Source organism: Agrobacterium sp. 22-223-1 (assembly GCF_053522385.1).
In genome coordinates, this window is record NZ_JBNWCN010000004.1 from 344,520 (window position 1) to 368,690 (window position 24,171).

At 60.6% G+C, this 24,171-nt stretch carries 20 protein-coding genes; 10 read left to right on the forward strand and 10 right to left on the reverse strand.

From position 1 onward, the window contains the following. Positions 1-53 precede the first annotated feature (53 nt). Positions 54-1,661, reverse strand: coding sequence for an ABC transporter substrate-binding protein (locus ACQZ60_RS19060; RefSeq protein WP_448735887.1), 1,608 nt, complete (start codon positions 1,659-1,661; stop codon positions 54-56). Between the two features lie 269 nt (positions 1,662-1,930). On the opposite strand from ACQZ60_RS19060, the gene ACQZ60_RS19065 reads away from it, so the two are divergent. The 7 genes from ACQZ60_RS19065 to ACQZ60_RS19095 all read left to right on the forward strand — a co-directional run bounded on the left by ACQZ60_RS19065 (position 1,931) and on the right by ACQZ60_RS19095 (position 9,211). Further along, a complete protein-coding gene (locus ACQZ60_RS19065; RefSeq protein WP_020808892.1) occupies positions 1,931-2,920 on the forward strand; it encodes an ABC transporter permease in 990 nt (329 codons plus the stop codon). Then, positions 2,917-3,912 (forward strand): ABC transporter permease, encoded by a 996-nt coding sequence (locus ACQZ60_RS19070; RefSeq protein ID WP_020808893.1) that lies wholly within the window; start codon positions 2,917-2,919, stop codon positions 3,910-3,912. The genes ACQZ60_RS19065 and ACQZ60_RS19070 overlap by 4 nt, the downstream gene beginning before the upstream one ends. Then, positions 3,909-4,907, forward strand: a complete 999-nt coding sequence (locus ACQZ60_RS19075; RefSeq protein WP_020808894.1) for an ABC transporter ATP-binding protein — start codon at positions 3,909-3,911, stop codon at positions 4,905-4,907. The genes ACQZ60_RS19070 and ACQZ60_RS19075 overlap by 4 nt, the downstream gene beginning before the upstream one ends. After that, complete coding sequence (locus tag ACQZ60_RS19080; RefSeq protein ID WP_035262254.1) at positions 4,885-5,820, forward strand: ABC transporter ATP-binding protein; 936 nt, start codon at positions 4,885-4,887, stop codon at positions 5,818-5,820. Before ACQZ60_RS19075 ends, ACQZ60_RS19080 begins: the two co-directional genes overlap by 23 nt. Positions 5,821-5,838: 18 nt before the next feature. Next, complete coding sequence (locus tag ACQZ60_RS19085; RefSeq protein ID WP_003524705.1) at positions 5,839-6,894, forward strand: aldo/keto reductase; 1,056 nt, start codon at positions 5,839-5,841, stop codon at positions 6,892-6,894. 69 nt (positions 6,895-6,963) lie between these two features. After that, complete coding sequence (locus ACQZ60_RS19090) at positions 6,964-8,202, forward strand: acyl-CoA dehydrogenase family protein (RefSeq protein ID WP_448735888.1); 1,239 nt, start codon at positions 6,964-6,966, stop codon at positions 8,200-8,202. A gap of 37 nt (positions 8,203-8,239) precedes the next feature. Further along, positions 8,240-9,211, forward strand: coding sequence for a LysR substrate-binding domain-containing protein (locus ACQZ60_RS19095; protein WP_448735889.1), 972 nt, complete (start codon positions 8,240-8,242; stop codon positions 9,209-9,211). A gap of 16 nt (positions 9,212-9,227) precedes the next feature. Here ACQZ60_RS19095 and ACQZ60_RS19100 read toward each other — a convergent pair whose 3' ends face one another. From ACQZ60_RS19100 to ACQZ60_RS19135, 8 genes are all read right to left on the reverse strand, one after another. Then, entirely contained in the window at positions 9,228-10,580 is a 1,353-nt protein-coding gene (locus ACQZ60_RS19100) for an LLM class flavin-dependent oxidoreductase (RefSeq protein WP_448735890.1), read from the reverse strand. Positions 10,581-10,625: 45 nt separating this feature from the next. Then, entirely contained in the window at positions 10,626-12,221 is a 1,596-nt protein-coding gene (locus tag ACQZ60_RS19105; protein WP_448735891.1) for an ABC transporter substrate-binding protein, read from the reverse strand. Between the two features lie 38 nt (positions 12,222-12,259). After that, the gene (locus tag ACQZ60_RS19110; protein ID WP_448735892.1) at positions 12,260-12,610 is read right to left on the reverse strand and encodes a DUF3088 domain-containing protein; all 351 of its coding nucleotides are present in this window, start codon (positions 12,608-12,610) and stop codon (positions 12,260-12,262) included. Positions 12,611-13,052: 442 nt separating this feature from the next. Further along, the gene (locus tag ACQZ60_RS19115) at positions 13,053-14,642 is read right to left on the reverse strand and encodes an ABC transporter substrate-binding protein (RefSeq protein WP_448735893.1); all 1,590 of its coding nucleotides are present in this window, start codon (positions 14,640-14,642) and stop codon (positions 13,053-13,055) included. Positions 14,643-14,676: 34 nt separating this feature from the next. Next, complete coding sequence (locus tag ACQZ60_RS19120) at positions 14,677-15,876, reverse strand: M20 aminoacylase family protein (RefSeq protein WP_448735894.1); 1,200 nt, start codon at positions 15,874-15,876, stop codon at positions 14,677-14,679. A 90-nt stretch (positions 15,877-15,966) separates the two neighbouring features. Further along, positions 15,967-17,151, reverse strand: coding sequence for an LLM class flavin-dependent oxidoreductase (locus tag ACQZ60_RS19125; protein WP_448735895.1), 1,185 nt, complete (start codon positions 17,149-17,151; stop codon positions 15,967-15,969). Next, positions 17,142-18,032, reverse strand: coding sequence for an NmrA family NAD(P)-binding protein (locus ACQZ60_RS19130; RefSeq protein WP_448735896.1), 891 nt, complete (start codon positions 18,030-18,032; stop codon positions 17,142-17,144). The genes ACQZ60_RS19125 and ACQZ60_RS19130 overlap by 10 nt, the downstream gene beginning before the upstream one ends. Before the next feature lie 7 nt (positions 18,033-18,039). Next, a complete protein-coding gene (locus ACQZ60_RS19135; protein ID WP_020813131.1) occupies positions 18,040-19,107 on the reverse strand; it encodes an ABC transporter substrate-binding protein in 1,068 nt (355 codons plus the stop codon). Between the two features lie 359 nt (positions 19,108-19,466). Between ACQZ60_RS19135 and ACQZ60_RS19140 the strand changes: the two genes are divergently transcribed. Continuing rightward, a complete protein-coding gene (locus ACQZ60_RS19140; RefSeq protein WP_448735897.1) occupies positions 19,467-20,774 on the forward strand; it encodes an NtaA/DmoA family FMN-dependent monooxygenase in 1,308 nt (435 codons plus the stop codon). 75 nt (positions 20,775-20,849) lie between these two features. Here ACQZ60_RS19140 and ACQZ60_RS19145 read toward each other — a convergent pair whose 3' ends face one another. Then, positions 20,850-21,878 carry an LLM class flavin-dependent oxidoreductase gene (locus ACQZ60_RS19145; protein WP_020813129.1) on the reverse strand — a complete coding sequence of 343 codons (1,029 nt, stop codon included), beginning with the start codon at positions 21,876-21,878 and terminating at the stop codon, positions 20,850-20,852. Between the two features lie 438 nt (positions 21,879-22,316). On the opposite strand from ACQZ60_RS19145, the gene ACQZ60_RS19150 reads away from it, so the two are divergent. Together ACQZ60_RS19150 and ACQZ60_RS19155 are read left to right on the forward strand one after the other, a co-directional pair. Next, positions 22,317-23,465 carry a mandelate racemase family protein gene (locus tag ACQZ60_RS19150; protein ID WP_020813128.1) on the forward strand — a complete coding sequence of 383 codons (1,149 nt, stop codon included), beginning with the start codon at positions 22,317-22,319 and terminating at the stop codon, positions 23,463-23,465. A gap of 6 nt (positions 23,466-23,471) precedes the next feature. Further along, a complete protein-coding gene (locus ACQZ60_RS19155) occupies positions 23,472-24,101 on the forward strand; it encodes an SGNH/GDSL hydrolase family protein (protein WP_020813127.1) in 630 nt (209 codons plus the stop codon). Positions 24,102-24,171: the final 70 nt, after the last annotated feature.

A 24,171-nucleotide genomic window follows, 5' to 3' on the forward strand; every position in this document is an offset into this window, starting at 1 on the left:
TGAAAGGGAAAGGTCCCGGCCCGCCGCAAAGGGGGCCGGGTCTGGCGAGACGATCAGGATGCGGCGATATGCGCGAAGGCGAGGCTTCCCGCCACACCTTCCGCGCCGATGGTGTGATCGGCAATGCGCTTGTTGAAGATGGTGATCTCCGGTGCCGCGACGATGTCGATTGCCGGCACATCATCGACGAGAATCTGCTGGATTTCCTTCCATTGCGCGACGCGCTTGTCCGGATCGATCTCGATGGCGGCGGCCTCCAGCAGCGCATCCACCTTCGGATTGCTGTAGGCAGCGCCGTTGGAGAAGGGCACGCCCTTCTTGAAGTTCTTCGACCAGTAGAGCCGCTGCACGCCGACAGTCGGATCGAAGAGATTGCTCATGCCCTCATAGGCAAAATCGAAATCCCGATCCGTGTAGATGCGTTTGGTATAGGTGGCGAAATCCTGCGTCCGCACCGTCACGTCCACGCCGACCTTTGCCAGCGCCTGACGAATATAATCCGCACCGCGCGGATAGGCCTCGGTGCTCGGCACATAATCCAGATTGAGCTTGAAACGGATGCCATCCGCACCGCGCTTGTATCCGGCCTCGTCCAGCAGCGCTTCCGCTGCCTTCAGATCGATCGGATAGGTCTTCAGATCGTCCACGAACCATTTCGTCAGCTTCGGATTGATCGGCCCGGTAATCGTCGCGCCATAACCGAAATTGACGGTGTTAAAGATGACGTTGCGGTCAATCACATGCGCGAAGGCGCGGCGGACGCGGACATCCTTGAACACGTCCTTTTCGAGGTTGAATTCCACGCGGCTGATCGAATTGGTATATTGATAGCCATTGGTTTCGAAGCCGAGGCCCGGCAGTTCCTTCAGCCGGTCGAGATCGCTATAGGCGACCGGCGTGCTGGGCGCGAGATCGATCTCACCGGTTTCGATGGCAATCGCGCGGGCCGAGGCATCAGGAATGAAGCGAACGATAAGCTTGTCGAGATAGGGGCGCGGCGCATCCCAATAATCGGCATTGCGCTCGAAAACGATATGGCTGCCGCGCACCCACTCCTTGAATTTGAACGGGCCGGTGCCGATGGGTGCGAGATTGACCGGGTTTTCGGTCACCTTCGTACCCTCATAAAGATGTTTCGGCACGATGGGCGTTTCCGCGGCGGCAAGCGCCGTAATCAGATAGGGCGCGGGTTTGGAAAGAACCAGAACCGCCGTCAGCTCGTTCGGCGTCTCGACAGCAGTGAGGTTCAGGAATGTATTGCGGCCGCGCGGATGCACTTCCTTGATGGTATTGACGGAGAACGCCACGTCGGCGGATGTGAAGGGCTTGCCGTCATGCCATTTCACGCCGGGCCTCAGATTGAAGGTGTAACGCAGACCATCCGCGCTCACTTCCCATGATTTGGCCAAGAGCGGTTTGGGATTGAGGTCGAAATCATAGGTCAGCAGACCTTCGGTGACCTTGGGCGATATATAGACGGAATTATAGGCTGTGTGTGCGATGGTCGTCAGCACCGGCGGCTCCGATGAGATGAGCAGGGTAGCCGTGCCACCGCTTGCCGGCTCTGCCGCGTTGAGCTTCAGCCCCGGCAGCGACACCACGCCAAGCGCCACGGACGCCAGCAGAAATCCACGCCGCGTCGTCTGGTTGAAAATAGTCATTCGATACCCTCTCCTTGATTGAACCGGCGAAAAACCGGCAAACTGAACGGCCGCGTTTAGGAAGAAGTTTGTTCCGCAGACGAGAGCGAGCTTGGCATGAAGAACCAACCATTCTCATAAACAGGAATTATCTTTTCTTTATGGCGCATATTTCCGTAAATTTCAGAAAATAATTCTATTACTCTTTGACAAATTCCATAAAATTAGTCAACCAATACCAACGCCTTGAGGGGCCGATTTCATATTTCCACGCTTACGGACCGGAGCCGATGTCGAATTCGAAACGGATTTTATCGCAGGCAAAAAGGGTGGCCATTCAGGCCGTCCCGACGGTCCTCGGTATCGTCATCCTGAACTTTTTCCTGCTGCAACTGGCGCCCGGCGATGCCGCCGATGTGCTGGCCGCGGAAGCGGGTTCGGCGACCGTCGAAACCATGGCTGAAATCCGCAACCGCTTCGGGCTCGATCTGCCGGTTCTGCATCAGCTGATGAATTATCTCGGCAATCTTGCGCAATTCAGCCTCGGCTTTTCGCCGCGTTACGGCATGCCGGTGGCAGACCTCATCGGCCAGCGTCTGCCCGGTACACTCGCCCTGATGGGCGCCGCACTTGGCATTGCGATTTTCGTCGGCGTGTTTCTCGGCTCGATCATGGCGCTTTTTTCCGGCAAGCTGCCGGACCGGATCATTTCCATCGGCTCGCTGATCTTTTATTCCGTGCCGGGTTTCTGGATCGGCCTGATGCTTATCCTGACGTTCTCAGTGAAGCTCGGCTGGCTTCCCTCGGGCGGCGACAGCACCATCGGCAGCAGCCTAACCGGCTTCGACGCCCTGCTGGACCGGCTGCGTTATATCGTTCTCCCTGCACTTTCGCTGGCGCTTTATTTTCTGGCGATCTATGCCCGCCTTACCCGCGCGGCGATGCTGGAAGTGAAATCCCAGGACTATGTGCGCACGGCGCGCGCCAAGGGCGTCTCTCCGCTCCGGCTCACGACGCGCCATATCCTGCGCAATGCGCTCATCCCAATCACCACTATGGCCGGCATGCATATCGGCGGCCTGCTCGGCGGCGCTGTCGTGGTCGAAACGGTCTTCAGCTGGCCGGGCCTTGGCCGTCTCGCTTTCGAAGCCGTCATGGCGCGGGATTTCAGCGTGCTGCTCGGCATTCTGCTTCTCTCCTCCCTCGTCGTCATCATCGTCAATGCAGCCGTGGACCTGTTGCAGGCATGGCTTGACCCTCGCATCGGAGAAAGCCGATGAATTCCTCCCAGACCACCGCTGTCCTCGACACGGCCGACCTCGGCGCCGAAGACAACAATCCCAAACCGAAGAAACCGGAAGAAAAAGCCTGGCCCTATATCCATGCGCCGGATGCGCTTTCGGCTCGCTCCGTTTCCGTGCCCCGGCGTGGACTGCGGCGGGAACTGAAAATCTTCCTTACCAATCCCAATGCCATCGTCGGGCTGCTGTTTCTCGCAACCGTCATCGTCACCGCGCTGATCGCCCCCTTGATCTATCCCGGTGATCCCCTGGAAATGGTGGCCCGCCCGTTCCTGTGGCCCGGCCAGAATGCCGCCTATCCGCTCGGCACAGATTCCATGGGCCGGGATGTTCTGGCAGGCATCGTGCACGGCGCGCGCATCTCGCTCACTGTCGGTGTCGTGGCGACGCTGATCGGCCTGACGATCGGCATCGCGGTCGGCGCCTTCGCCGGTTATTTCGGCGGCGTCATTGACGATATCCTCGTCAAGCTGATCGAAATCTTCCAGACCCTGCCGAATTTCGTGCTGCTGGTGGTGCTCGTCGCCATCGCCCAGCCGTCGGTCACCACGGTCACATCGGCCATCGGCATCATCACCTGGCCGCTCGTTGCACGACTTACCCGCGCCGAATTCCGCGCCATCCGCGAGAAGGACTATGTGCTCGCCGCCCGCAGCCTCGGTTACGGCCATGCGCGCATCGTCTTTCAGGAAATCCTGCCCAATGCCCTGCCGCCGATCATCGTCACCTCCTCCGTCATGGTGGCGGGTGCGATCCTCATGGAGGCGGCACTCTCCTTCATGGGCCTTGGCGACCCAAACCGTGTGTCCTGGGGTTCGATGATCGGTTCCGGCCGCGATGTCATCCGCACCGCCTGGTATCTGACAGCCCTTCCCGGCCTTGCCATCGTCTTCACCGTCATTTCGCTGAACCTCATCAGCGACGGCCTCAACGATGCGCTCAATCCCCGTTTTTCGGAGGAACGCCGATGAGCAAACTGATCGAAGTCCATGATCTCTCCGTCAGCTTCGGCTCCGCCCAGCCGGTCAAAGGCGTCAGTTTCGATGTCAGCCCCGGCGAAATGCTGGCCATCGTCGGCGAAAGCGGCTCCGGCAAATCCCTGACCGCGCTCGGCCTGATCGGCCTCCTGCCCTCCCACGCCAAGACCGGCGGGCGGGTGTTGCTTGAGGGTCGTGACCTGCTGCCGCTTTCCGAGCGGCAATGGCGCGGCATTCGCGGCCGGGATATCGGCATGATCTTTCAGGAGCCGATGACCTCGCTCAACCCCGTGCTGACGGTCGGCGAACAGATCATCGAGGTGCTGCGCATCCATGAGAAGATCGACCGGCATCAGGCGCGCAAACGCGCCATCGAGCTTCTGGAACTGGTCAATATTCCAGACGCCCGCCGCCGGATGGACGATTATCCGCACCAGCTTTCCGGCGGCATGCGCCAGCGCGTGATGATCGCCATCGGCGTCGCCTGCAATCCGAAACTGCTGATCGCCGACGAGGCGACGACCGCGCTCGACGTGACGATACAGGCGCAAATCCTGCAGCTGCTCGACAATCTGCGCCGCGATCTCAACATGGCCGTCATCCTCATCACCCACGATCTTGGCATCGTGGCGCAATGGGCGGACCGGGTGATGGTGATGTATGCCGGCCGCAAGGTGGAAGAGGGATTGCCGGAGCCGGTTTTCTCCAACCCCTACCATCCCTATACGCGCGGCCTGCTCGCCGCCTCTCCGCGTGCGGAAGACGGGCAGCATTATCGCGATGGGCCGCTCATCGAGATTCCGGGCTCCATCGTTTCCGCCACGGGGGAACGCGGCTGCGCCTTCCGGCCACGCTGTCCGAGCGCCCGCGGCTTCTGCGGGCAGTTCGTACCGCCGCTGCGGCAAATCTCGCAAGGCCGTTACGCCGCCTGCCCCTTCGTTGCTCCCATATCCCACGAGGTACCCGATGGCGCTCTTGTCAGTGCATAGTCTTTCCACCCATTATGCGGGCGGACGCGGCACCGTGCGCGCTGTCGATGACGTTTCCCTCGATATCGAGGCGGGCGAGACCGTGGCGCTGGTGGGTGAATCCGGTTGCGGCAAATCCTCGCTCGGCAAATCGCTGATGCGGCTGGTCGAGCCGTCTTCGGGCAAGATCACCTTCAAGGGTGCCGATGTCACGGCAATGACTTCATCTGAACTGCGCGGCATCCGCCGTCGCATCCAGATGATCTTTCAGGACCCCTTCGCCTCGCTCAACCCGCGCCAGACGGTGCGTACCATCCTGACCGGGCCGCTGAAAGTGCATGGCATCGGCGACCGGGCGCGCCAGCGGGAGATCGTCGAGGCCATCGTCGCGCAGGTGGGCCTGCCCGCGGATTCGCTCGACCGTTATCCGCATGAATTTTCCGGCGGTCAGCGCCAGCGCATCGGCATTGCCCGCGCGCTGGTTCTGGAACCGGAACTGGTGGTCTGCGACGAGCCGGTTTCGGCGCTCGATCTTTCGATACAGGCGCAAATCCTCAATCTTCTGGTGGAGATGAAGAAGCGGCTTTCGCTCTCCTATCTCTTCGTTTCCCACGATCTGTCCGTGGTGCGTTATTTCTCCGACCGCGTACTCGTCATGTATCTCGGCAAGATCGTGGAAAGCGCGCCGACATCGGAACTCTGGGCTTCCCCGAAACACCCCTATACGCGCGCCCTTCTCGCTGCCGTTCCCGATCCCGCCCGCCGCAAGCAGGCAGCACCGATTTCCGGCGACCTGCCGAGCCCGCATAATCCGCCATCCGGCTGCCGGTTTCACACCCGCTGCCCGCTCGCCACCGATCTCTGTCGCGAAAAAGCGCCGGATTACACCCTTTTCGGCAAGAACCACGCCGTGGCCTGCCACCATGCCCAATAAACTGAAGGAGCAACCATAATGGTCGACTATCGCTATCTCGGACGCAGCGCGCTGAAAGTTTCACCGCTGAGCCTCGGCACGATGATGTTCGGAGGCCCGACGCCGGATGACGTGGCCTTCCGCATCATCGACAAGGCGCGCGAGCAGGGCATCAATTTCATCGACACGGCCGATGTCTATCACGACGGCAAGTCGGAAGAAGTCGTCGGCCGTGGCATCAAGGCCAGTCGCGATCACTGGGTTCTGGCGACGAAATTCGTCAATTCCCACACCAAGGGTCCGAACCTCGGCGGCCATTCGCGCAAATGGGTGATCGAGACCGTCGAAAATTCGCTGCGTCGCCTCAACACCGACTATATCGACATCCTCTATTTCCACCGCGCCGTCTTCGATGCGCCGCTGGAAGAGCCGGTGCGCGCCATCGCCGATCTCATCCGCGCCGGCAAGCTGCGTTATTTCGGCGTGTCGAACTTCCGTGGCTGGCGTATCGCCGAAATTTCGCATCTGGCCGACCAGCTCGGCATCGACCGGCCCGTTGCCAGCCAGCCTCTCTACAACATCGTCAACCGCACGGCCGAGGCCGAGCAGTTGCCTGCGGCCAATCATTATGGCCTTGGCGTGGTCTCCTATTCGCCGCTCGCACGCGGCGTACTGACCGGCAAATACCAGCCGGGCGAACAGCCGGGCGCCGATACCCGCGTCGGCCGTGGCGACAAGCGTGTTCTGGAAACGGAATGGCGTCCGGAATCTGTCGAAATCGCCCAGAAGGTCGCAGCCCATGCCGCTTCGAAGGGTGTTTCGGCGGCGGATTTCGCGCTTGCCTGGGTGCTGAACAACAAGTTCGTCACCGCCGCCATCACCGGCCCGCGCACCGAAGAGCACTGGGACGGATATATCCGCGCGCTCGATGTGAAGATCGATGCGGAAGATGAAGCGCTGGTCGACAGCCTCGTTACCACCGGCCATCCCTCGACACCCGGTTTCAACGATCCGAGCCATCCCGTCGAAGGCCGCGTGCCGCGCAATCTCGAACCCGCACACCGCCCGGCGCTCAAGCCGCGCGCGGTCGCCTGATCGTCCAGAAGACCATGCCTGCGGCGCGCCCGTGCCGCAAGCCCTCACATCCGCTCAGGGAAAACCGCAATGTCCAATCCGAAACTGCAGACAACCACCACCGACAATTCCGGCGTACCGAGCCGTGACGAGATTCTGGCCCGGGCAAAGGACATTGCGGCCATCGCGGCCAAGGATGCCGCCCGCCGCGAACGCCAGCGGGAACTTCCTTTCGATATCTTCGCCCTCATCAAGGAAGCGAAGATCGGCACGTTGCGCGTTCCCGAAGCCAAGGGCGGACCGGGCGGTTCGATTACCGACTATATCGAAGTGCTGATGATCCTCGGCGAAGCCGACAGCAATATTCCGCACGCGCTGCGCAGCCATTTCAACTTCACCGAAAACCTCGCTCTCGCACCCATCGAGCTGGAGGACCGGCGGCATCTCGAGCATGTGCTTGCCGGCAAGCTCTTTGCGGGCGCCAGCACCGAACAGGGCACCAAGCGCCCCGGCGAAATCACCACGCGGCTGAGTGCGGATGGTGACCGTTACCGGCTGAATGGCCGCAAATGGTATGCGACAGGTACGGCGTTTGCCGATTTCGGCACCTTCAGCGCCATTGGCGATGACGAGCAGCCGATCGGCGTGCTCATTCCGCTTGACCGCGCCGGCATCACCATTCTTGACGACTGGGACAGCATGGGCCAGCGCATGACGGCAAGCGGCGGTGTTCTGCTAGAAAATGTCGAGGTGCTGCCGCATGAGCTGACGACGCGCAAGCTCGGCAGCCAGATCGGCCGCCACAGCTCGGCCATGCGGCAGCTACACCTGGCCGCCTCGGCCGCCGGCGCCGTTCAGGGCGCGCTGAAGGACGGCGTGGAATATGTTCTGCGCCAGGCGCGCACCACGCTTCACAGCAGCGCCGAAACCGCCAATCAGGACCCCTTCGTGCAAAAGATGCTCGGCGAAATCAGCGCCGGCGCTTTCGCCGTGAAGACCCTGATCCGCGAAGCGGCAAGAACGCTCGACCGCACCGCCGCCGCCTTCGCCACCGGGGACGAAGAGGCGATAGAGGCGGCCCTGCTGGAAGGTTCGCTCGCCACCGCCCGCACCCAGATCATCGCCTCGCAGCTTTCTTTGACGGTCGCTACCAATCTCTATGAACTCGGCGGTGGCTCGGCGACATCGAGCGAGCGGAATTTCGACCGCCACTGGCGCAATATCCGCACGGTCTACAATCACAATCCGCTTGCCCACAAGGCGCGGGTGATCGGGGACTATTACCTGAACGGCACCACGACGCATCTCCGTGAAGGCCGGGTGTTCTGACCATGCGGAAGATGCAGGCGGCAAAGGAGGAACAGCAATGAGAACGGAGTTTATCGCTCCCGCCGGGAGCCGGGCGGCTTTTCGCCTGCCGACACTTTCCCGGCTGCCACCGCTGACCGCCTTGCGCGCCTTTGTCGTCGCCGCCCGCCATGCGAGCTTCTCGCGGGCGGCGGAGGAGCTGCATGTCTCGACCGCCGCCATCGGTCAACAGGTGCGAATTCTCGAAACCCATCTCGGCCAGCCGCTCTTCAGCCGCCAGCGCGGAGAATTGCTGCTGACGGATGCCGGCAGCGCGCTTTATCCCGGCCTTGCCGATGCTTTCGAAACCATGATCGGCAGTCTTTCCGACCTGATGGTTTCAAACGCCCGGCCGCAGCTGAAGGTTCTCGCCGAAGGTTGCTTTGCCGCCCGCTGGCTGGCGCCGCGGCTGGGCAGCATCGTTCCGGCGCTCGGAGACGTGGAGCTTTCCATCGAATCCCTTGAAAGCGAAACCATCGACCTCACCCATTTCGATGCCGATTGCGCCATCGTCGCCACTCACGCACAAATTCCCGGCTTCATTCATGAGCCGCTTTTCGCCGATACCGTCAACGCCGTCTGCACCCCGGAATTCGCTACTCGCCACGAGCTTGCAGACGAACCGGAGCGCTTGCGGGATCTCGGTTTTGCGATGTTGCGTGGCAATGGCCTGGACCCGGCCTTCGAATGGGCGAACTGGCTTCGCGCCTGCCGCATTCCGCTCAGGCTCTCTGTGACCGGCCCGCGTTTTTCACGCCAGACCGCGCTGATAGAGGCGATTTCATCCGGCCACGGTATCGGCCTCGTGCGCCATTCCCTGATTTCGGAAGAGCTGAGAAACGGCCGGCTGATCGCTCCTTTTGGCGCACCGCAGCCGACCGCCAGCCGTTATCACCTGCTGACCAGTCCTGACAGGCGGCGGCTGCCGGAGGTCGCATCTCTACTCGCCCTGTTGCGCGAGGATATGCGCTCTCTCGAGGCCGCCGCCTGAACACGCCCGTCCCACCTCAGGCGCGTTCCCTTTGCAACTCTCTCGCCACATAGATATTTTCCGGCCGAGGCAGGCCATAATGGTCACGCAGCGTATCGCCCTCATAATCTTCGCGGAACAGACCTCGCTGTTTGAGGATCGGCACGACCCCGTCGACGAAGTTGTCGAACCCGCCATTCAGCCATGGCGGCATGATATTGAAGCCATCGGCCGCACCCTCACGGAACCAGGTCTCTATCCAGTCCGCCACCTGTTCCGGCGTTCCGGAAATCACCTTGTGGCCACGTCCGCCGGCAAGCCGGTGCAGCAATTGCCGGATCGTCGGATTTTCCCGGTCGATGACATCGAGAACCAGCTGATGGCGGCTGCTATCCGCCTGCGCCCGCGTCGCCTCCACGGCCTCCTTCGGCAAGGGCTGGTCGAGATCGGCCGATGAGAGATCGATGCCGGTGATGCGCTGCAATTGGCCGAGCGAAAAGGCCGGCTGGATGAGATCGTTGAAAGACGCCTCGAGCCTCAACGCCTCCTCTTCGGTTGACGCGATGAAGGGGCTGATGCCCGGCAGTATTTTCACATGGGCGGGATTGCGCCCCGTGGCCGCGACGCGCCGCTTGATGTCGGAATAAAAAGACCGCGCACTCTCCAGAGTCTGATGCGCGGTAAAGATTGCCTCGGCATAATGGGCGGCGAAACCACGCCCTTCCTCCGAGGAGCCGGCCTGCACATAGACCGGCCGACCCTGCGGTGAACGCGGCACGTTCAGCGCGCCCCGCACCCGATAAAATTCGCCGTCGTGATTGGCCGGATGGATGCGGTCGGTATCGGCGAAAAGGCCGCTTTCCTTATCCGCAACAATGGCGTCATCTTCCCAGCTGTCCCAGAGCTTCGTCACCACATCCACGAACTCAATCGCCTGACGATAACGATCGGCATGCGGCGGATGCTTCTGGAGATTGAAGTTGCCGGCGGCCGCATCGGCCGAAGTCGTGACGATGTTCCAGCCCACCCGGCCGCCGCTGATATGATCGACGGACGCGAACAGCCGCGCGAGATTGTAAGGCTCGTAATAGGTGGTGGAGGCCGTGGCGATGAAGCCGATCTTTTCCGTGACGGCGGCGAGTGCCGAAAGCATGGTGATCGGCTCCAGCCGGTGGCGGGCGGCATAGCGGATATTGGCGTCCAGCACCGGCGCATCGGCGAAGAAGATGGCATCCAGCTTGGCCGCCTCGGCCTTGCGGGCGATATCCTGATAGAGCTTTATATCGGTGACGCGATGCGGCTCGGAGTCCGGATGCCGCCAGGCCGCCTCGTGATGTCCGCCCGGATAGATGAAGGCATTGAGAACCAGCTTCTCGGATTTTCTGCTCATGGAAATGACCTCTTATTCGCTCTGAACCGAAGGGTTGGGAGGCTCTCACGCCTCCTTCGTCACCCAGGCCTTGGCGAGATTGCCGCTCAGCCCCTCCGCCCCGGTCGCATAATCCTTGATGCGGACGCTTCCGACGACCGGCTGGATGGGGGAGACAAGATTGATGACGGGAAGATCTTTTGCGATAACGGCCTGAAACTCCTTGAAGAAGGCGGCGCGTTTTTCGATATCCGGCTCCACCGCCGCCGCTTCCAGCAGCCGGTCCACTTCGGGATTGGCGTAGTGGCTGGCATTGGAGAAGGGCAGGCCGATCTTGAAGTTCTTGCTCCAATAGACGCGCTGCACGCCCGCTGTCGGATCGAAAGTGTTGGAGAGGGATTCCACCGAAAGGTCCCAGGCGCGGTCGGTATAGACAACCTTCACATAGGTGCCGAAATCGAATTTCTGGATATCCGCCTCGATGCCGATTTTCGACAGCGCCTGCGCGATGAAATCCGAATAGGTCTGTGGATTGAAGGGGTTGGTGGTAACCCGGAGCTTGAAGCGCTTGCCGCCATCCTTGCGCGGGAAACCGGCCTCATCCAGCAGCTTTTCGGCCTGTGCGACATCGAACTTGGCGAAACCGATATCCGGATTGTGGAACTTCGCAAGGCCGGGGCTGATCGGCGTCGGCGATGGCACGGCGTAGCCATAAAGCACGGTATCGATGAGCGCCGGGACATCGATGGCATGGGCGATGGCCTGCCTGACCTTCAATTCCTTAAGATATTCATTCTCAAGGTTGATCACCAGCTGGTTCTGCTGGCCGGCATAGGCATAGATGCGGTCATCCACCTTCAGCGTGGGAATGGATTTCAGCCGTTCCAGATCGGCAAGCGCCACAGGGTTGGGGCCGATATCTCCTTCCCCGGTTTCCAGCGCCGCTGCGCGTGCGCCCGCATCGTTGATGAGGCGGATGATGACGCGGTCGAGATAGGGGCGCGGCGCATCCCAGTAGTCCGCATTCTTCTCCAGAAGAATATGACTGCCCGGCACCCATTCCTTGAGCACAAAGGGGCCGCTGCCGATGATCTGGGCGGGTTTTGGATTATCGGTCGGCTTGAAGGTCTCGAAGATGTGCTTCGGCACGATTGGCGATTCCGACGAGGCGAGCGCGGTGATGAGGCCCGGCGCCGGCTTGGAAAGCTTCACTTTCGCGACCAGCGGATCGGAGGCATCGACACTTTCAACATGCGAGAAAGTAGCGCGGCCGCGCGGATGGGCTTCCTTCAGCCGCAGAATGGAAAATTCCACATCTGCCGATGTCACCGGTTTGCCATCGTGAAACTTCGCCTTCGGCTGCAGGTGGAAGACATATTCCAGCCCATCGGCCGAAACGCTCCATTCCCTGGCGAGGCTCGGCTTGGGCAAAAGCTCGTAATCATAGGTCAAAAGCCCGTCATAAATCTTCGAACCGATAAACTGCGGACCGCCCGCACTGGTATTGATCGCCACGAGCTGGGTCGGCTCGGGAAAATAAACAATCTTGAGCGTGCCGCCCGAAACCGGCTCTTCGGCAGCCGCAAAGGAACCGCCCGGAAGGGCGACGAAAGCGCCGGCGGCAAGTGCAATTTTGTGAAACTGGCGTCTGGAAATGGTCATGTCTGTCTCCGAAAAAATCCGATAGCGGGCGCGGTAATTCAGTGCAGCTGCGGGAAACCGTGGCGCTCGGCGAGGATTTGCAAAATGCGTTTGGTATCCTGAATGAAATGTGTCTCGCCCTTGGCCGTAGCGTCGCTGGGTGCGTCGCCGGCAAAGATGAACAGCGGCAGCGACTGGTTTTCCTCACCCACAGCGGCGATGACAGCCTCACGCGGGCGCTGGAAACCGACGCGGCGGATATCGATCCCGGCGGCAAGATCCGGAAAGGCGGCAAGCAGGCCTTCGATCTGGTTGCAATGCGGGCAGACGAAGCGGACACCGGGGTGCTTGGGGTCCTCAAAACCGGGGGCGATCAAAAAAAGTGTATCCTTGGCCATGGCATCCGTCATGTGAGGGTGAGATTTCCAGCTCACAGTGCAGGCGGCCAGAGCGCGGGTCCAGAAAGCAATTCTTGCTTTGAAACGAAGAATTCCTTTGCGCTAAATTATTGATGAAACTTATTTTTTTGAAATTTTCGCAGATGGCATCGCTGTTTCGCCCGACCTGTTTCATGCGCAAAGTTTTTCCGTGAAACGGGCGTGCGGCGCGAAGGTGCAAAAAGGGATGAAAGGCGGATTTCGGCAATAAAAAACCCGGCAGAATTGCCGGGTTCTGGGGAGATGCTGTTGGCGTAAAACCTCTCCTTCGTCATGCTCGGGCCTGTCCCGAGCATCTGCAACCTACAAGGCGAGGATGCCTTGGCAGATCCTCGGTACAAGACCGAGGATGACGTCGAATGCGGAGAAAAATTCGTCATAACTCTCGCACCGCAGGATCGCCGGATTTCTGTCCTCACTCGCCTTTCCAGGCCGTCGCCAGATCGCCATAAGCAATATCGATGGTCGTCACGAGCGATTTCAGGCTGGTATTTCGCAGAATGACGGTCGGCAGGGCTACGATAGAGAAATTCGGCAGATCGTCGCCGGTGATTTTCTGGATATCGTGGAACTGCTCCGCCCGTTTCGTTTCGTCCACTTCAATCGCGGCGGCACGGAAAAGATCATCCACCTTTGGATTATTGTAGTGAGCGGCGTTGACATAGGGCGCAGGTTTCTTGATCCCGTCGGACCAATAGAGGCGCTGCACGCCCGCCGTCGGATCGAACAGCCGACTGATGCCATTCACCGTCAGGTCAAAACCGCGCTCCGTATAGACCCGCTTGATGAAGGTGGCGAGATCGCCTTCGACAATATCCACCTTCACGCCGAGTTTGCCGAAGGACGAGCGTAGATATTCGGAGGTTTTACGGAAGACGTCGGAAGGTAGAAAGGCCAGTCGCAACGAAAAACGGGTGCCATCCGCGCCCTTCGGGTAGCCGGCCTTGTCCAGCAATTCGTTCGCTTTGGCGAGATCGAAGGGATAGGTGAAAGGCTTCTCGTCATTATAGGCGGTGAAAACAGCCGGAATGTTCGAACCGGCGGGTTTCGCCGTCCCGAAGAAAATGGCGTCGTTGATGAAATTGCGATCAATGGCATGTGCCAGCGCGTGCCGGACCTCCTTTTTGGCAAGGATCGGATTTTCGAGATTGAATTCGAAGACGGCGGCATTGTTGAGATAGGAGTCGGTATAGACCTCCACCGCAAGCTTCGGATTTTGCCGCAGACGCTCCAGATCGCTGTAGGACACATCGGCGGTATAATCCGCCTCGCCCGTCTCCACGGAAATGGTGGTGGAAGCCGAATCGGCGACGAAACGGGCCACGAAACCGTCGAGATAGGGAAGATCGGCCTGCCAGTAGTTCGGGTTCTTCTTCAGCTTCACATAGCTGCCGCGCTTCCATTCCTCGAAGACGAAGGGGCCGGTGCCGACTGGCGCGTTCCCATTCGGGCTTTCATTGTAATTTTCCGAAGCATAGGCATGGGCCGGCAGGATGGGTGTTTCGCCACCGGTCAGCGCCCGCAGGAGATAGGGCGCGGGCTTGGAAAGCACCACCACGGCCGTCAGCGGATCGGGCGTTTCGATATCGGCAACATTGGCGAAGGTGATGCGCCCGCGTGGACCGACCTTCTTGAAGGCCAGCAGGGAAAATTTGACGTCCTGCGACGTGAAATCCTTGCCGTCATGCCATTTGACGCCCTTGCGCAGCCTGAAAGTGTGGCGCAGCCCGTCGGCCGATGTTTCCCAGCTTTCGGCCAGAACCGGGTGCGGTTTGAATTCGCTGTCGAACCGCACCAGCCCTTCGAGGATTTTCGTGGAAATGGCGCGGGTGCGCGTATTGGAATCGGAAAGCGGCACCAGCGTCGTCGGCTCGCCGAGACCCGCAAGAGTGACTATGCCGCCTTTTTTCGGCGTTTCCGCCGCCAGAGCCGGCAGGGAGGGCAACAGCATTGCCCCGGTTAGCGCTGCACTCAAAAGCAATGTTTTACGTCTTGTAATATTCATGGATGTTTCCTCTTGCAGGCTTGTTTTTAAATTTTCACGCAGGTTTCAGCCGGGTTTCCACCAGCCGGGCAAACAGAGTGGCGCCAACCGGCAGGATGGCGTCGTCGACGATGAAACCGGGATTATGGGCGGGCACCGTGCCGGAATGGCCGAGGGTGAAAAACGCGCCGGGCGCGTGTTTCAGGAGATCGGCAAAATCCTCGCTACCCATGAAGCGGCCGGGCTCGGTGGAAACGCGCTCGTCTCCCAGAACCTCGCGCGCCACGCCGGCGACGATCCCCACAGATGCATCGTCATTGGTAAGAACCGAGAATATGTCGCGAATATCCACCTCGGCGGTGAGGCCATGTGCTGCGGCAATATGATCGGAAATCGTGCGGATGCGCTCTCTTATGGTTTCGCGCACGCTGTCGGAGAAGGCCCGCACCGTCCCGGCAATCGCTGACGTTTCGGGAATGACGTTATAGGCCGATCCCGCCTCGATACGCGTGATCGACAGGACGGCAGGATCGGTTGGCGGCACGTTGCGGCTGACGATGGTTTGCAGTGCCTGGATCAGTTCACCCGTCGCCGGCACCGGATCACGCGAAACATCGGGGTGAGCGGCGTGGGCACCCCTGCCCTTAAGCCGGATATCGAAGAAATCCGCCCCCGCCAGAATGGTGCCGGGTGAAACCTTCAGATGATTGGGCGCGGCATGGGAGGAATTGTGCAGCCCGTAAATCTCGTCAACGGGGAAGTCCTTGAACAGCCCGTCGGCGATCATGGCGCGCGCCCCGCCGAGACCTTCCTCGGCCGGCTGGAAAATGAACACCACCGTGCCGGCAAAATCGCGGGTTTCCGCCAGATAACGGGCGGTGCCGAGCAGGATGGTGGTGTGCACATCATGCCCGCAGCCGTGGAATTTGCCGGGATAGACCGACGCATAGGGCAGACCGGTTTCCTCCGGCATCGGCAGGGCATCCATATCCGCCCGCAGCCCGATGGAGCGATTGCCCGCATGGCGGCCACGCAGCACGCCGACCACGCCGGTCTTGCCATAACCGCGATGCACCTCAATGCCCCAGGAGGCGAGCTTTTCGGCGACGATGCCGGAGGTGCGGACCTCCTCGAAACCGATTTCCGGATGCTGGTGCAGATCGTGGCGGATGGAGACGAGTTCGGGAACATAGGTCCCGATCCGATCCAGGATTTTAGGTGCGGGCGTTTTGACGGGATCGACGGCGATATTCACGGTATCTCCTCAGGGCAAAAAATATCGTTTCCGCAATCAGGCGATTGCGAAGTGTGGGTTTCGGAACTGGAAAATGCAGCGGGAGAGGCGTCAGAGCCTCAGGCCCGCCTCCTTCATCAGGGGCAGAATGCGCTCGGCGAAATAATCGAGGTCTTCGCGGAAATCGTAGAAATTCAGCTGAACCCCATCGATCCCGGCCTTTTTCAGACCGACAAGCTGCTCTACTACCTGCTCCGGCGAACCGATGATCTCAATATTGCCACCAAGATTGCGGCCCTGCTTGTGGCGCGCATCGCCACGGCCGCGCCAGGCATGGGCATCGCTGCTGTAATTATTGGTGGCGAAGGCTCGGGTGCCGGGCTGCGGTTTTCCAGCCTCGATGGCATCGGCATAGGCGATCGCCTCCTTCTCCGTATCGCGGCTAACGATGATCGGATTGATGATCGTCTTCACCTGCCGGCCATAGGCCTTTGCGCGGTTTTTAATATTTGTGACATGATCGGGAAGCGTTTCCAGCGCGCTGTCTATATGCGCGCCGCCGGGCGAAGTGACGAAAACCAGATCGGAATGACGGGCGGCGAAATCGATACCCGCAGGTGATCCAGTCGCCGTCACCAGCGGCGGGCGTCCGAAAGCGGGTTTCGGCGTGATCCAGCCATTGTTGATCGCCCAGGGATTGAGTTTTCCCTCGTAGGAAAAGTTCTCAGTCTCACCCCACAGGCGATGCAACACATCGAACAATTCGCCGGCCATGTCGTAACGCTTGTCGTGGTCGATACGCTGCCAGCCGAACATTTCATGCTCGATGGCACGGTGGCCGGTGACGATATTGATGCCCCAGCGTCCCTTGGCGATATGATCCAGCGTCGCGCCATATTTGGCGAGATGTAGCGGATGCAGCGGCCCATAAAGCACATGGATGGTGGAGATCAGCAGAATGTTCTTCGTGACCGCCGCCATGGCGCCAAGCGCGATAAAACTGTCGAGCGAGGATTCACCGTCATAACCGCCCTTGGGCAGCCATTGCGTGCGGCTGAAGGCGATTTCGAAACCAAGCTCCTCTGCGCGCTTCACCAGTTCGACATTATAATCGAAGGTCCAGCTGTTGCTGGTCGGCAGGCTGGAGAAATTGATGTCCTGCAGATTGAGGAACAGGCCCAGCATCAGCGGCTGTTTCACCGCCCGGCTAAGCGGGCTGTCTTCGAAATCGACCGGGCTTTTTAGGTCGAGACCTTTCAGCTCGGAACCTTCAGGCAGCGGAACAGTCAACGCCATGTCTTTTCTCCCTCGGAATGATCCTGCGGGGTGGTTGCCAGCCGGACACGCAGATAGTACTCCACGCTGCGGGGCGACCGGCCGGTAATCTGCTGGACGGTATTGTTGACGGATGCCGCAAGGCCGTTGCGGATGAGTTGGCCGAATTCGCCGATCGCCTTCTGTTCAAACGCGCCTATATGCGGCGGCAAGGCCGGGGCGGTATTGTCCGAAATTCCCACGGGCCGATGCTGGATGCGTGCCGCGATGCGGGCGATTTCCAGCGCCGACAGGGCTTCACCACCGGTCAGCACCAGGGTGCCGGAAACAGGTGCGCTTGTGGTGAGCGCATGAACCGCGACATCGGCAATATCGTCCGCATCGATGAAGGAGACAGCCGCGTCGCCAAAGCGGGCGGGCACATCCTCTCCCTTGCGCAGCGCGGCGACAACGGGTTCCAGCGCAACCTGCATCCACGCATTCGGCCGCAGCACGGTATGCGCGATACCGCTTGCGGCCAGATGCCGTTCCACCTCAGCATGCGCCGCCCCCGAAATGGAATATCCGGCATTCTCAATGGTCCAGTCGGAGCCGGAGATTTTCACGATCCGCGACGCACCGGCTGAGAGGGCGGCATCGATGACCGCATTCTGGTCCGCCGCCAGCGTTTCACCGATGGGGGAAAGCAGAAAGACGGTCTCGATACCGCGCGAGGCCTCCTTCAGGCTGGCCGGGTCGGAGAAATTTCCCTCCGCAATCTCAACCCTGTTGCCCCAGAGCTTGAGCGCATCCTCGCTCCTGCGGGTCAGCACCCGAACCTTCGCCTCTCTCTGCAAAAGACGGCTGACGACACGTTTGCCGAGCTTGCCGGTTGCGCCCGTTACAAGAATGGTGGCTGTCATGACGCCCTCACTTTCCCGCACTGCGTTGCGCAGCATCTTGCTGTAGAGAAAGGGCGCGTGGATCGGCCCAGTCCTGCGCATCGAAATCCGCCGGAATGAATTTCCATTCCAGCAGGAAATCCTTGAAGTGGCTCAGTGCATCCAGCTCGGCCGGATCGAGATCAAGCCTCAGATTGCGGTATACATCCGGACCATTCGCAGCCAGAACCGCCTCCTCGCTGACGCCGATCTCACGGGCGATGAAACGCACGGCTTCCGCCGGATTGTCATTTGCCCATTGGGCAACCCGCTGTACGGTGGCGACGAGTTCCGCCACCAGATCGGGCCGCTCATCGGCGAAGGTGGCGTCCACCGTCAAGGGGCGCGGCGTGCCGTTGTTGATGCGGATTTTCGGATCGGGGTGGAAACCTGTCGACACCACGACCTGCGCACCGATCAGATTGGTGACGGTGACGCCTTCCGCGCCCTTGACGAAAAACGCATCGATCTGGCCCCGATGCAGCGCTGCAATCTCCTCGCCATAAGGAAACCGCCGGCGCAGACCATGGAACCTGTCGTCAGAAGGATCGAGCAACACCGGCTCTTTCGCCGTGAGATCGACAAGCTCGACATCCGCGACGGCGAGGCCCGAGACCGTCAGCGCCGACACGATGCCCTTCAGCGATGTCGCACGCTGGAAATCGATGGTTTCATTCGGTCGTTTAGGCAGGCCGATGCGCCGCCCCTTCAAGTCGCTGCCCCTGCTTATTCCACTGGCTGGCAAGGCGATGATGGCCTGAAACTCGTCGGTCCTCGTCAGCCCCACCAGCCGTGTTTTCCGGCCGCCTGATTTCGCCCAGATCGGCGGGATATTGCCGCCCTGACGGAAGGACCAGTCCAGACGATGATCGAAATGGCTCTGGCGAATGGCCGGATCGGCCGCATCGCGAATGGAGGAAACAGAGATACCGTGGGCGCCGAAACTGTCCTCGATCCAGCCCAGTTGCGCCGCGATGGAAAGCGGCGTGGGCGCCGGGCAGCGTGTGTACCACACGGTTACGGGTTGGGTTATCTGGCGAAGGGCGGCATCAGCCATGGCGTTCGTCCTCGAAATTGCGATCTGAACGGCACGCTACACGCCATAAAATATTTTCTATAGATAAAGTGTACTATTTCAGGCGCGATTGGGGAAATTCGTTTCCATCTTGTGAGTGCTTCGCCAAGACGACGGAATACCCTTTCGAGAATGGCAAGATTTCGGGTCGCATCCCCCACCCCGCCTCACCCGTTATCTCCCTTTCAACCACAGCTTGGGTGCTACTGCGGATGAAAGTTTTTCTTCTCCGAGCAGCAAGGATTTTTAACTCGCGACCGGACCTCCGGCTGTTACGCTTCCCGCAATTGCGCCGGTCATACAGGCCGGCAATCCAACAGACCTGAAAGAAACGTGGCAGCATGAGCAAGACCAAACGCCGGCTCAATCTCAATGTCGGCATCAACACCACCGGATACCTCGCCAATGCCTGGAGATACCGGAGCGGAGACCGGCACGACATTAACGATATCGGCTATTATCGGCGGCTGACGGAGCTGGCCCATAAGGGCCGGTTCGACGCCGTTTTCCTCTCCGACCACCCGGCGCTGCTGACCGACCCGGCAAGCCGCCCGTTTCACACCATCGATCCACTTATTCTCTCGACATCGCTTGCCGCACAGGTGCCGGATATCGGCTTTGTGGCAACGATATCCTCCACCTATAATTCGCCCTATAATTTCGCCAGACGAACCCAATCCATCGATCTCGTTACCGGCGGACGACTGATCGTCAATATCGTTTCTTCCTTCAATCCCAATGTCGCCGCCAATTTCGGCAACGATCCGCTGCCGCCGCGCAGCGAGAGATATGCCAAGGCCACCGAATTTCTCGATGTGGCGAAAAAACTCTGGTCGAGCTGGGATCCGCGCCGCGAAGGCGAAGTGCCGGAAGAGCGCTTCTGGGATGCGGCGACGGCCGAGACCATCGATCACGAGGGGCAATATTTCCATGTGAAAGGCCCGCTCAACGTTCCGCGTGGGCCGCAGGGACATCCCGTCATCGCACAGGCCGGCGCCTCCGAAGGAGGCATCGATCTGGCGGCACGCCATGGCGAGATCATCTATTGCAACATCCTGTCCCGCCCGGCGGGCCAGGCCTTCGGCAAGAAGGTCCGTGACCGCGCCGTCTCCCTCGGTCGCGATCCCTCCGGCATCCGCATCGTTCCCGGCCTTGTCGTCATTCTCGGCGAGACCCGGGAAGAAGCGTTGCGCAAACACGAACTGTATAGCGGAACGGGCTCCGAAGACGGTCTGCTGGCGCGCTTCGCCAAGGAAAACGGCATCGATCCCCGCGATTTCAATCCCGATGTGAAACTCGATGCGGAACGTTTCATCCCGGACCAGAACCGGCAATGGGCGGTGGGCATGGGGCTTGGCCTTTCTGACCTGTTGAGCCATGAAAAACTCACCGCCCGCGAGGCCGTGCGCCGCTCGGAGGGACACCATCGGCTGCTGCTCGGCATGCCGGAAGAGGTGGCGGATGGCATTATCGACCTCTGGCAGGACGGCACGGTGGACGGCTATACCCTGCAGCCGCCGCGCGCGCCGGACGACATTGCTGAATTTGTCGAAAAGGTCGTGCCGGTGCTGCAGGATCGGGGAGTTTACCCGCGCGAATATGAAGGTTCGACGATCCGCGACCGCTATGGCCTGCCTTATCCAGATTGAACGGCAGATATGGCACTGTTGAAGGTGTCCTCCCGCTAGTCCCGCTGGAGGCGGGAATAGCGGGAGCGGAACATATTATTGGCCCGTCGCCACTTTCAAAACCGGCCGCCCGCCGGAAAGCTGCGGCAGGACGGAGGCGAAATCCGTGACGATCTGGCGATAATCTTCCGGCTGGAATTCATAGGGTAGTTCGAGGCGGAATTCCGAGACGTGCGGCAGAACGGGATCGCGCGACAGTTTCTCCAGAATCTCGTTGGTCGTCCCGACGATATCGGGCAGGAAAAGCGTGCGGCGCGCGCCATGCGGCGTGGTCGTGCGCCTGTCACGCTCGGCGGCGAATTCCTGATAACGGCGGCGGGTCGCGGGGCTCGCGCTATCGGTCGGCAGGATCACGCGGCCAAGAGCGACGCGCGGCTGGCGCTCAAGCGCCCATTCCTGCCGGAGGCGGCTGACCAGCGCCGCCTGCGCGGTCAAAAAATCATCGGTATTTTCGCCGCTGACGATATTGCCCGTCAGAAGATTGAACCCTGCCTTGCCAGCCCAGCGCGCGGAATTCTGCGATCCGCCGCCGTACCATAACCGATCCGTCAGCCCCTCGGCGACTGGACGCAGGCGCGGCACCTGCGCGCCCGCCGCATTGCCCGCTTCCGTCTCGCTGGACAGCGGTTCCGATCTCAAGGCCCTCGCCAGCTTTTCGGCGCGGGCGTGGCTGTAATCCGCATCGTGAACCGTATCGACATAATCCGAAACAAGATGGGCGAAGGGCGGCGCGCCCACCGAAACCCCGACATTCAGCCGCCCGCGCGACAGGACATCCACGGTGGCCAAATCCTCAGCCAGCCTGAAGGGATTTTCATAACCAAGCTGAATGACGGCGGTGCCGAGGCCGATCCGTTTCGTGCGCTGCGATGCCGCCGCGAGGAAAGTTGCCGCCGATGACACGCCCCGTTCCAGATGGCGCTGGCGAACCCAGGCACTGTGATAACCCAGCGCCTCTCCGGCTTCGAAAAGCTGCAGAGTTTCTTCCAGCCCCTCGGCAGGATCATCATCGTGATAATTGCCGGGAACCAGAAAGGCGAAGTGGGAGATATGGGAAAGGGGCATGGCTGTAAGGTCCGGAAATGAGTGTTGAAGCTCAGCAGCGCAGATGCAGCCATCCCCGTTCCGGACAGCCGTTCAATGCGGCGCATACCCACGCAGAATGCATGATGACAGGCACGGCTGGCACGGCATGTTCGTTTATAGTCCCGGCCTTTGTTGAAAGATCATTGCGCGATTCAATAATCTACTAAAATTATGGATTAACACCCCTCCTTTGGAATAGGCCGCGCTCACGCCTCCCGTCGGACCTTCTTCTCCGAAAGGCAAGATATCCCTCAGTCGCCCTCTCACATTGAAGAGCTGTGCAACACGGTGCGCAAATGGTCTTGATTTTCCGCACCAACATGTAATACAGATTATCATACATGTTGACAAATAACGCATACATGTATGACATTGCAGCAATCACAAACGCTGCCATACCTGCATTAGGGAGGAATTATGATCATCACCGACGTCGAGGTCCGTGTTTTCCGCACGACGACCCGTCGGCACTCGGACAGTGCCGGTCACGCGCATCCGGGTCCGGCGCATCAGGTGGAACAGGCCATGCTGACCATCCGCACCGAAGACGGTCAGGAAGGCCATTCCTTCACCGCGCCGGAGATCGTTCGCCCGCATGTCATCGAAAAATTCGTCAAGAAAGTTCTGATCGGTGAGGATCATCGCGACCGCGAACGGCTATGGCAGGACCTTGCCCATTGGCAGCGCGGATCGGCCGCGCAGCTGACCGACCGCACGCTGGCGGTGGTGGACTGCGCCCTGTGGGACCTTGCCGGGCGCTCGCTCAACCAACCTGTATACAAGTTGATCGGTGGTTATCGTGACAAAGTGCTGGCCTATGGCTCCATCATGTGCGGCGACGAGCTAGAGGGCGGGCTGGCGACGCCGGAAGACTACGGCCGCTTTGCCGAAACGCTGGTGAAGCGCGGCTATAAGGGCATCAAGCTGCACACCTGGATGCCGCCCGTCAGCTGGGCGCCGGATGTGAAGATGGACCTCAAGGCCTGCGCGGCCGTGCGCGAGGCGGTCGGCCCCGATATTCGCCTGATGATCGACGCCTTCCACTGGTACTCCCGCACCGATGCGCTGGCGCTGGGCCGTGGCCTTGAAAAACTCGGTTTCGACTGGATTGAGGAGCCGATGGATGAGCAGTCGCTGTCTTCCTACAGATGGCTTTCCGACAATCTCGATATTCCGGTCGTCGGCCCGGAAAGCGCTGCCGGCAAGCATTGGCATCGCGCCGAATGGATCAAGGCCGGCGCCTGTGATATTCTGCGCACCGGCGTCAACGATGTCGGTGGCATCACCCCGGCGCTGAAGACCATGCATCTGGCCGAAGCCTTCGGCATGGAATGCGAAGTGCATGGCAATACGGCCATGAACCTGCATGTTGTCGCCGCCACCAAGAATTGCCGCTGGTATGAGCGCGGCCTGTTGCACCCCTTCCTCGAATATGATGACGGCCACGATTATCTGAAGTCGCTGTCCGACCCGATGGACCGCGACGGCTTCGTCCATGTCCCTGATCGGCCCGGCCTTGGCGAGGACATCGATTTTACCTTCATCGACAACAACCGGGTGAGGTAACGGGCGATGAAAACGGTGCTCGCCTTCGGAGACAGCCTCACCTGGGGCGCGGACCCCGCCACGGGTCTGCGACACCCCGCCGAACACCGCTGGCCGGAGGTGCTGGAGGCCGCGCTTGCCGGGAAGGCTAAGGTTCACCCCGAGGGGCTTGGCGGGCGCACCACCTGTTACGACGACCACGCCGGCCCGGCCTGCCGCAATGGCGCACGGGCGCTTGAAGTCGCGCTGTCCTGCCACATGCCGCTCGATCTCGTCATCATCATGCTCGGCACCAACGACATCAAGCCGGTGCATGGCGGGCGGGCGGAAGCGGCGGTTTCCGGCATGCGGCGGCTGGCGCAGATCGTCGAGACCTTCATTTACAAACCGCGCGAGGCCGTGCCGAAACTGCTGATCGTCGCCCCGCCGCCCTGCGTCGCAGGCCCGGGCGGCGAACCTGCCGGCGGGCGGGATGTAGGGCAATCGCTCAGGCTTGCGCCGCTTTATCGCAAGCTCGCCGCCGAACTCGGACATGCCTTTTTCGATGCCGGATCGGTGGCCAGCGCCTCACCGGTGGATGGCGTGCATCTGGATGCGCCGGCAACGGCGGCAATCGGCCGGGCGCTCGCAGCTCCGGTCAGAGAGATTCTTGGCTGATCCTGCAACACCCGAGGAGGAACCGGGCGTGTGGATCAAAACGTGGAAAGGCCGTATGAACCGGCCGTAT

Coding starts and splice junctions, on each gene's coding strand:
- ACQZ60_RS19125 (WP_448735895.1), bottom strand. CDS start 17,151: ATGGCGTTGACTGTTCCGCTGCCTGAAGGTTCCGAGCTGAAAGGTCTC.
- ACQZ60_RS19070 (WP_020808893.1), top strand. CDS start 2,917: ATGAATTCCTCCCAGACCACCGCTGTCCTCGACACGGCCGACCTCGGC.
- ACQZ60_RS19135 (WP_020813131.1), bottom strand. CDS start 19,107: ATGGCTGATGCCGCCCTTCGCCAGATAACCCAACCCGTAACCGTGTGG.
- ACQZ60_RS19150 (WP_020813128.1), top strand. CDS start 22,317: ATGATCATCACCGACGTCGAGGTCCGTGTTTTCCGCACGACGACCCGT.
- ACQZ60_RS19105 (WP_448735891.1), bottom strand. CDS start 12,221: ATGACCATTTCCAGACGCCAGTTTCACAAAATTGCACTTGCCGCCGGC.
- ACQZ60_RS19100 (WP_448735890.1), bottom strand. CDS start 10,580: ATGAGCAGAAAATCCGAGAAGCTGGTTCTCAATGCCTTCATCTATCCG.
- ACQZ60_RS19060 (WP_448735887.1), bottom strand. CDS start 1,661: ATGACTATTTTCAACCAGACGACGCGGCGTGGATTTCTGCTGGCGTCC.
- ACQZ60_RS19140 (WP_448735897.1), top strand. CDS start 19,467: ATGAGCAAGACCAAACGCCGGCTCAATCTCAATGTCGGCATCAACACC.
- ACQZ60_RS19095 (WP_448735889.1), top strand. CDS start 8,240: ATGAGAACGGAGTTTATCGCTCCCGCCGGGAGCCGGGCGGCTTTTCGC.
- ACQZ60_RS19155 (WP_020813127.1), top strand. CDS start 23,472: ATGAAAACGGTGCTCGCCTTCGGAGACAGCCTCACCTGGGGCGCGGAC.
- ACQZ60_RS19110 (WP_448735892.1), bottom strand. CDS start 12,610: ATGACGGATGCCATGGCCAAGGATACACTTTTTTTGATCGCCCCCGGT.
- ACQZ60_RS19085 (WP_003524705.1), top strand. CDS start 5,839: ATGGTCGACTATCGCTATCTCGGACGCAGCGCGCTGAAAGTTTCACCG.
- ACQZ60_RS19080 (WP_035262254.1), top strand. CDS start 4,885: ATGGCGCTCTTGTCAGTGCATAGTCTTTCCACCCATTATGCGGGCGGA.
- ACQZ60_RS19115 (WP_448735893.1), bottom strand. CDS start 14,642: ATGAATATTACAAGACGTAAAACATTGCTTTTGAGTGCAGCGCTAACC.
- ACQZ60_RS19145 (WP_020813129.1), bottom strand. CDS start 21,878: ATGCCCCTTTCCCATATCTCCCACTTCGCCTTTCTGGTTCCCGGCAAT.
- ACQZ60_RS19065 (WP_020808892.1), top strand. CDS start 1,931: ATGTCGAATTCGAAACGGATTTTATCGCAGGCAAAAAGGGTGGCCATT.
- ACQZ60_RS19075 (WP_020808894.1), top strand. CDS start 3,909: ATGAGCAAACTGATCGAAGTCCATGATCTCTCCGTCAGCTTCGGCTCC.
- ACQZ60_RS19090 (WP_448735888.1), top strand. CDS start 6,964: ATGTCCAATCCGAAACTGCAGACAACCACCACCGACAATTCCGGCGTA.
- ACQZ60_RS19130 (WP_448735896.1), bottom strand. CDS start 18,032: ATGACAGCCACCATTCTTGTAACGGGCGCAACCGGCAAGCTCGGCAAA.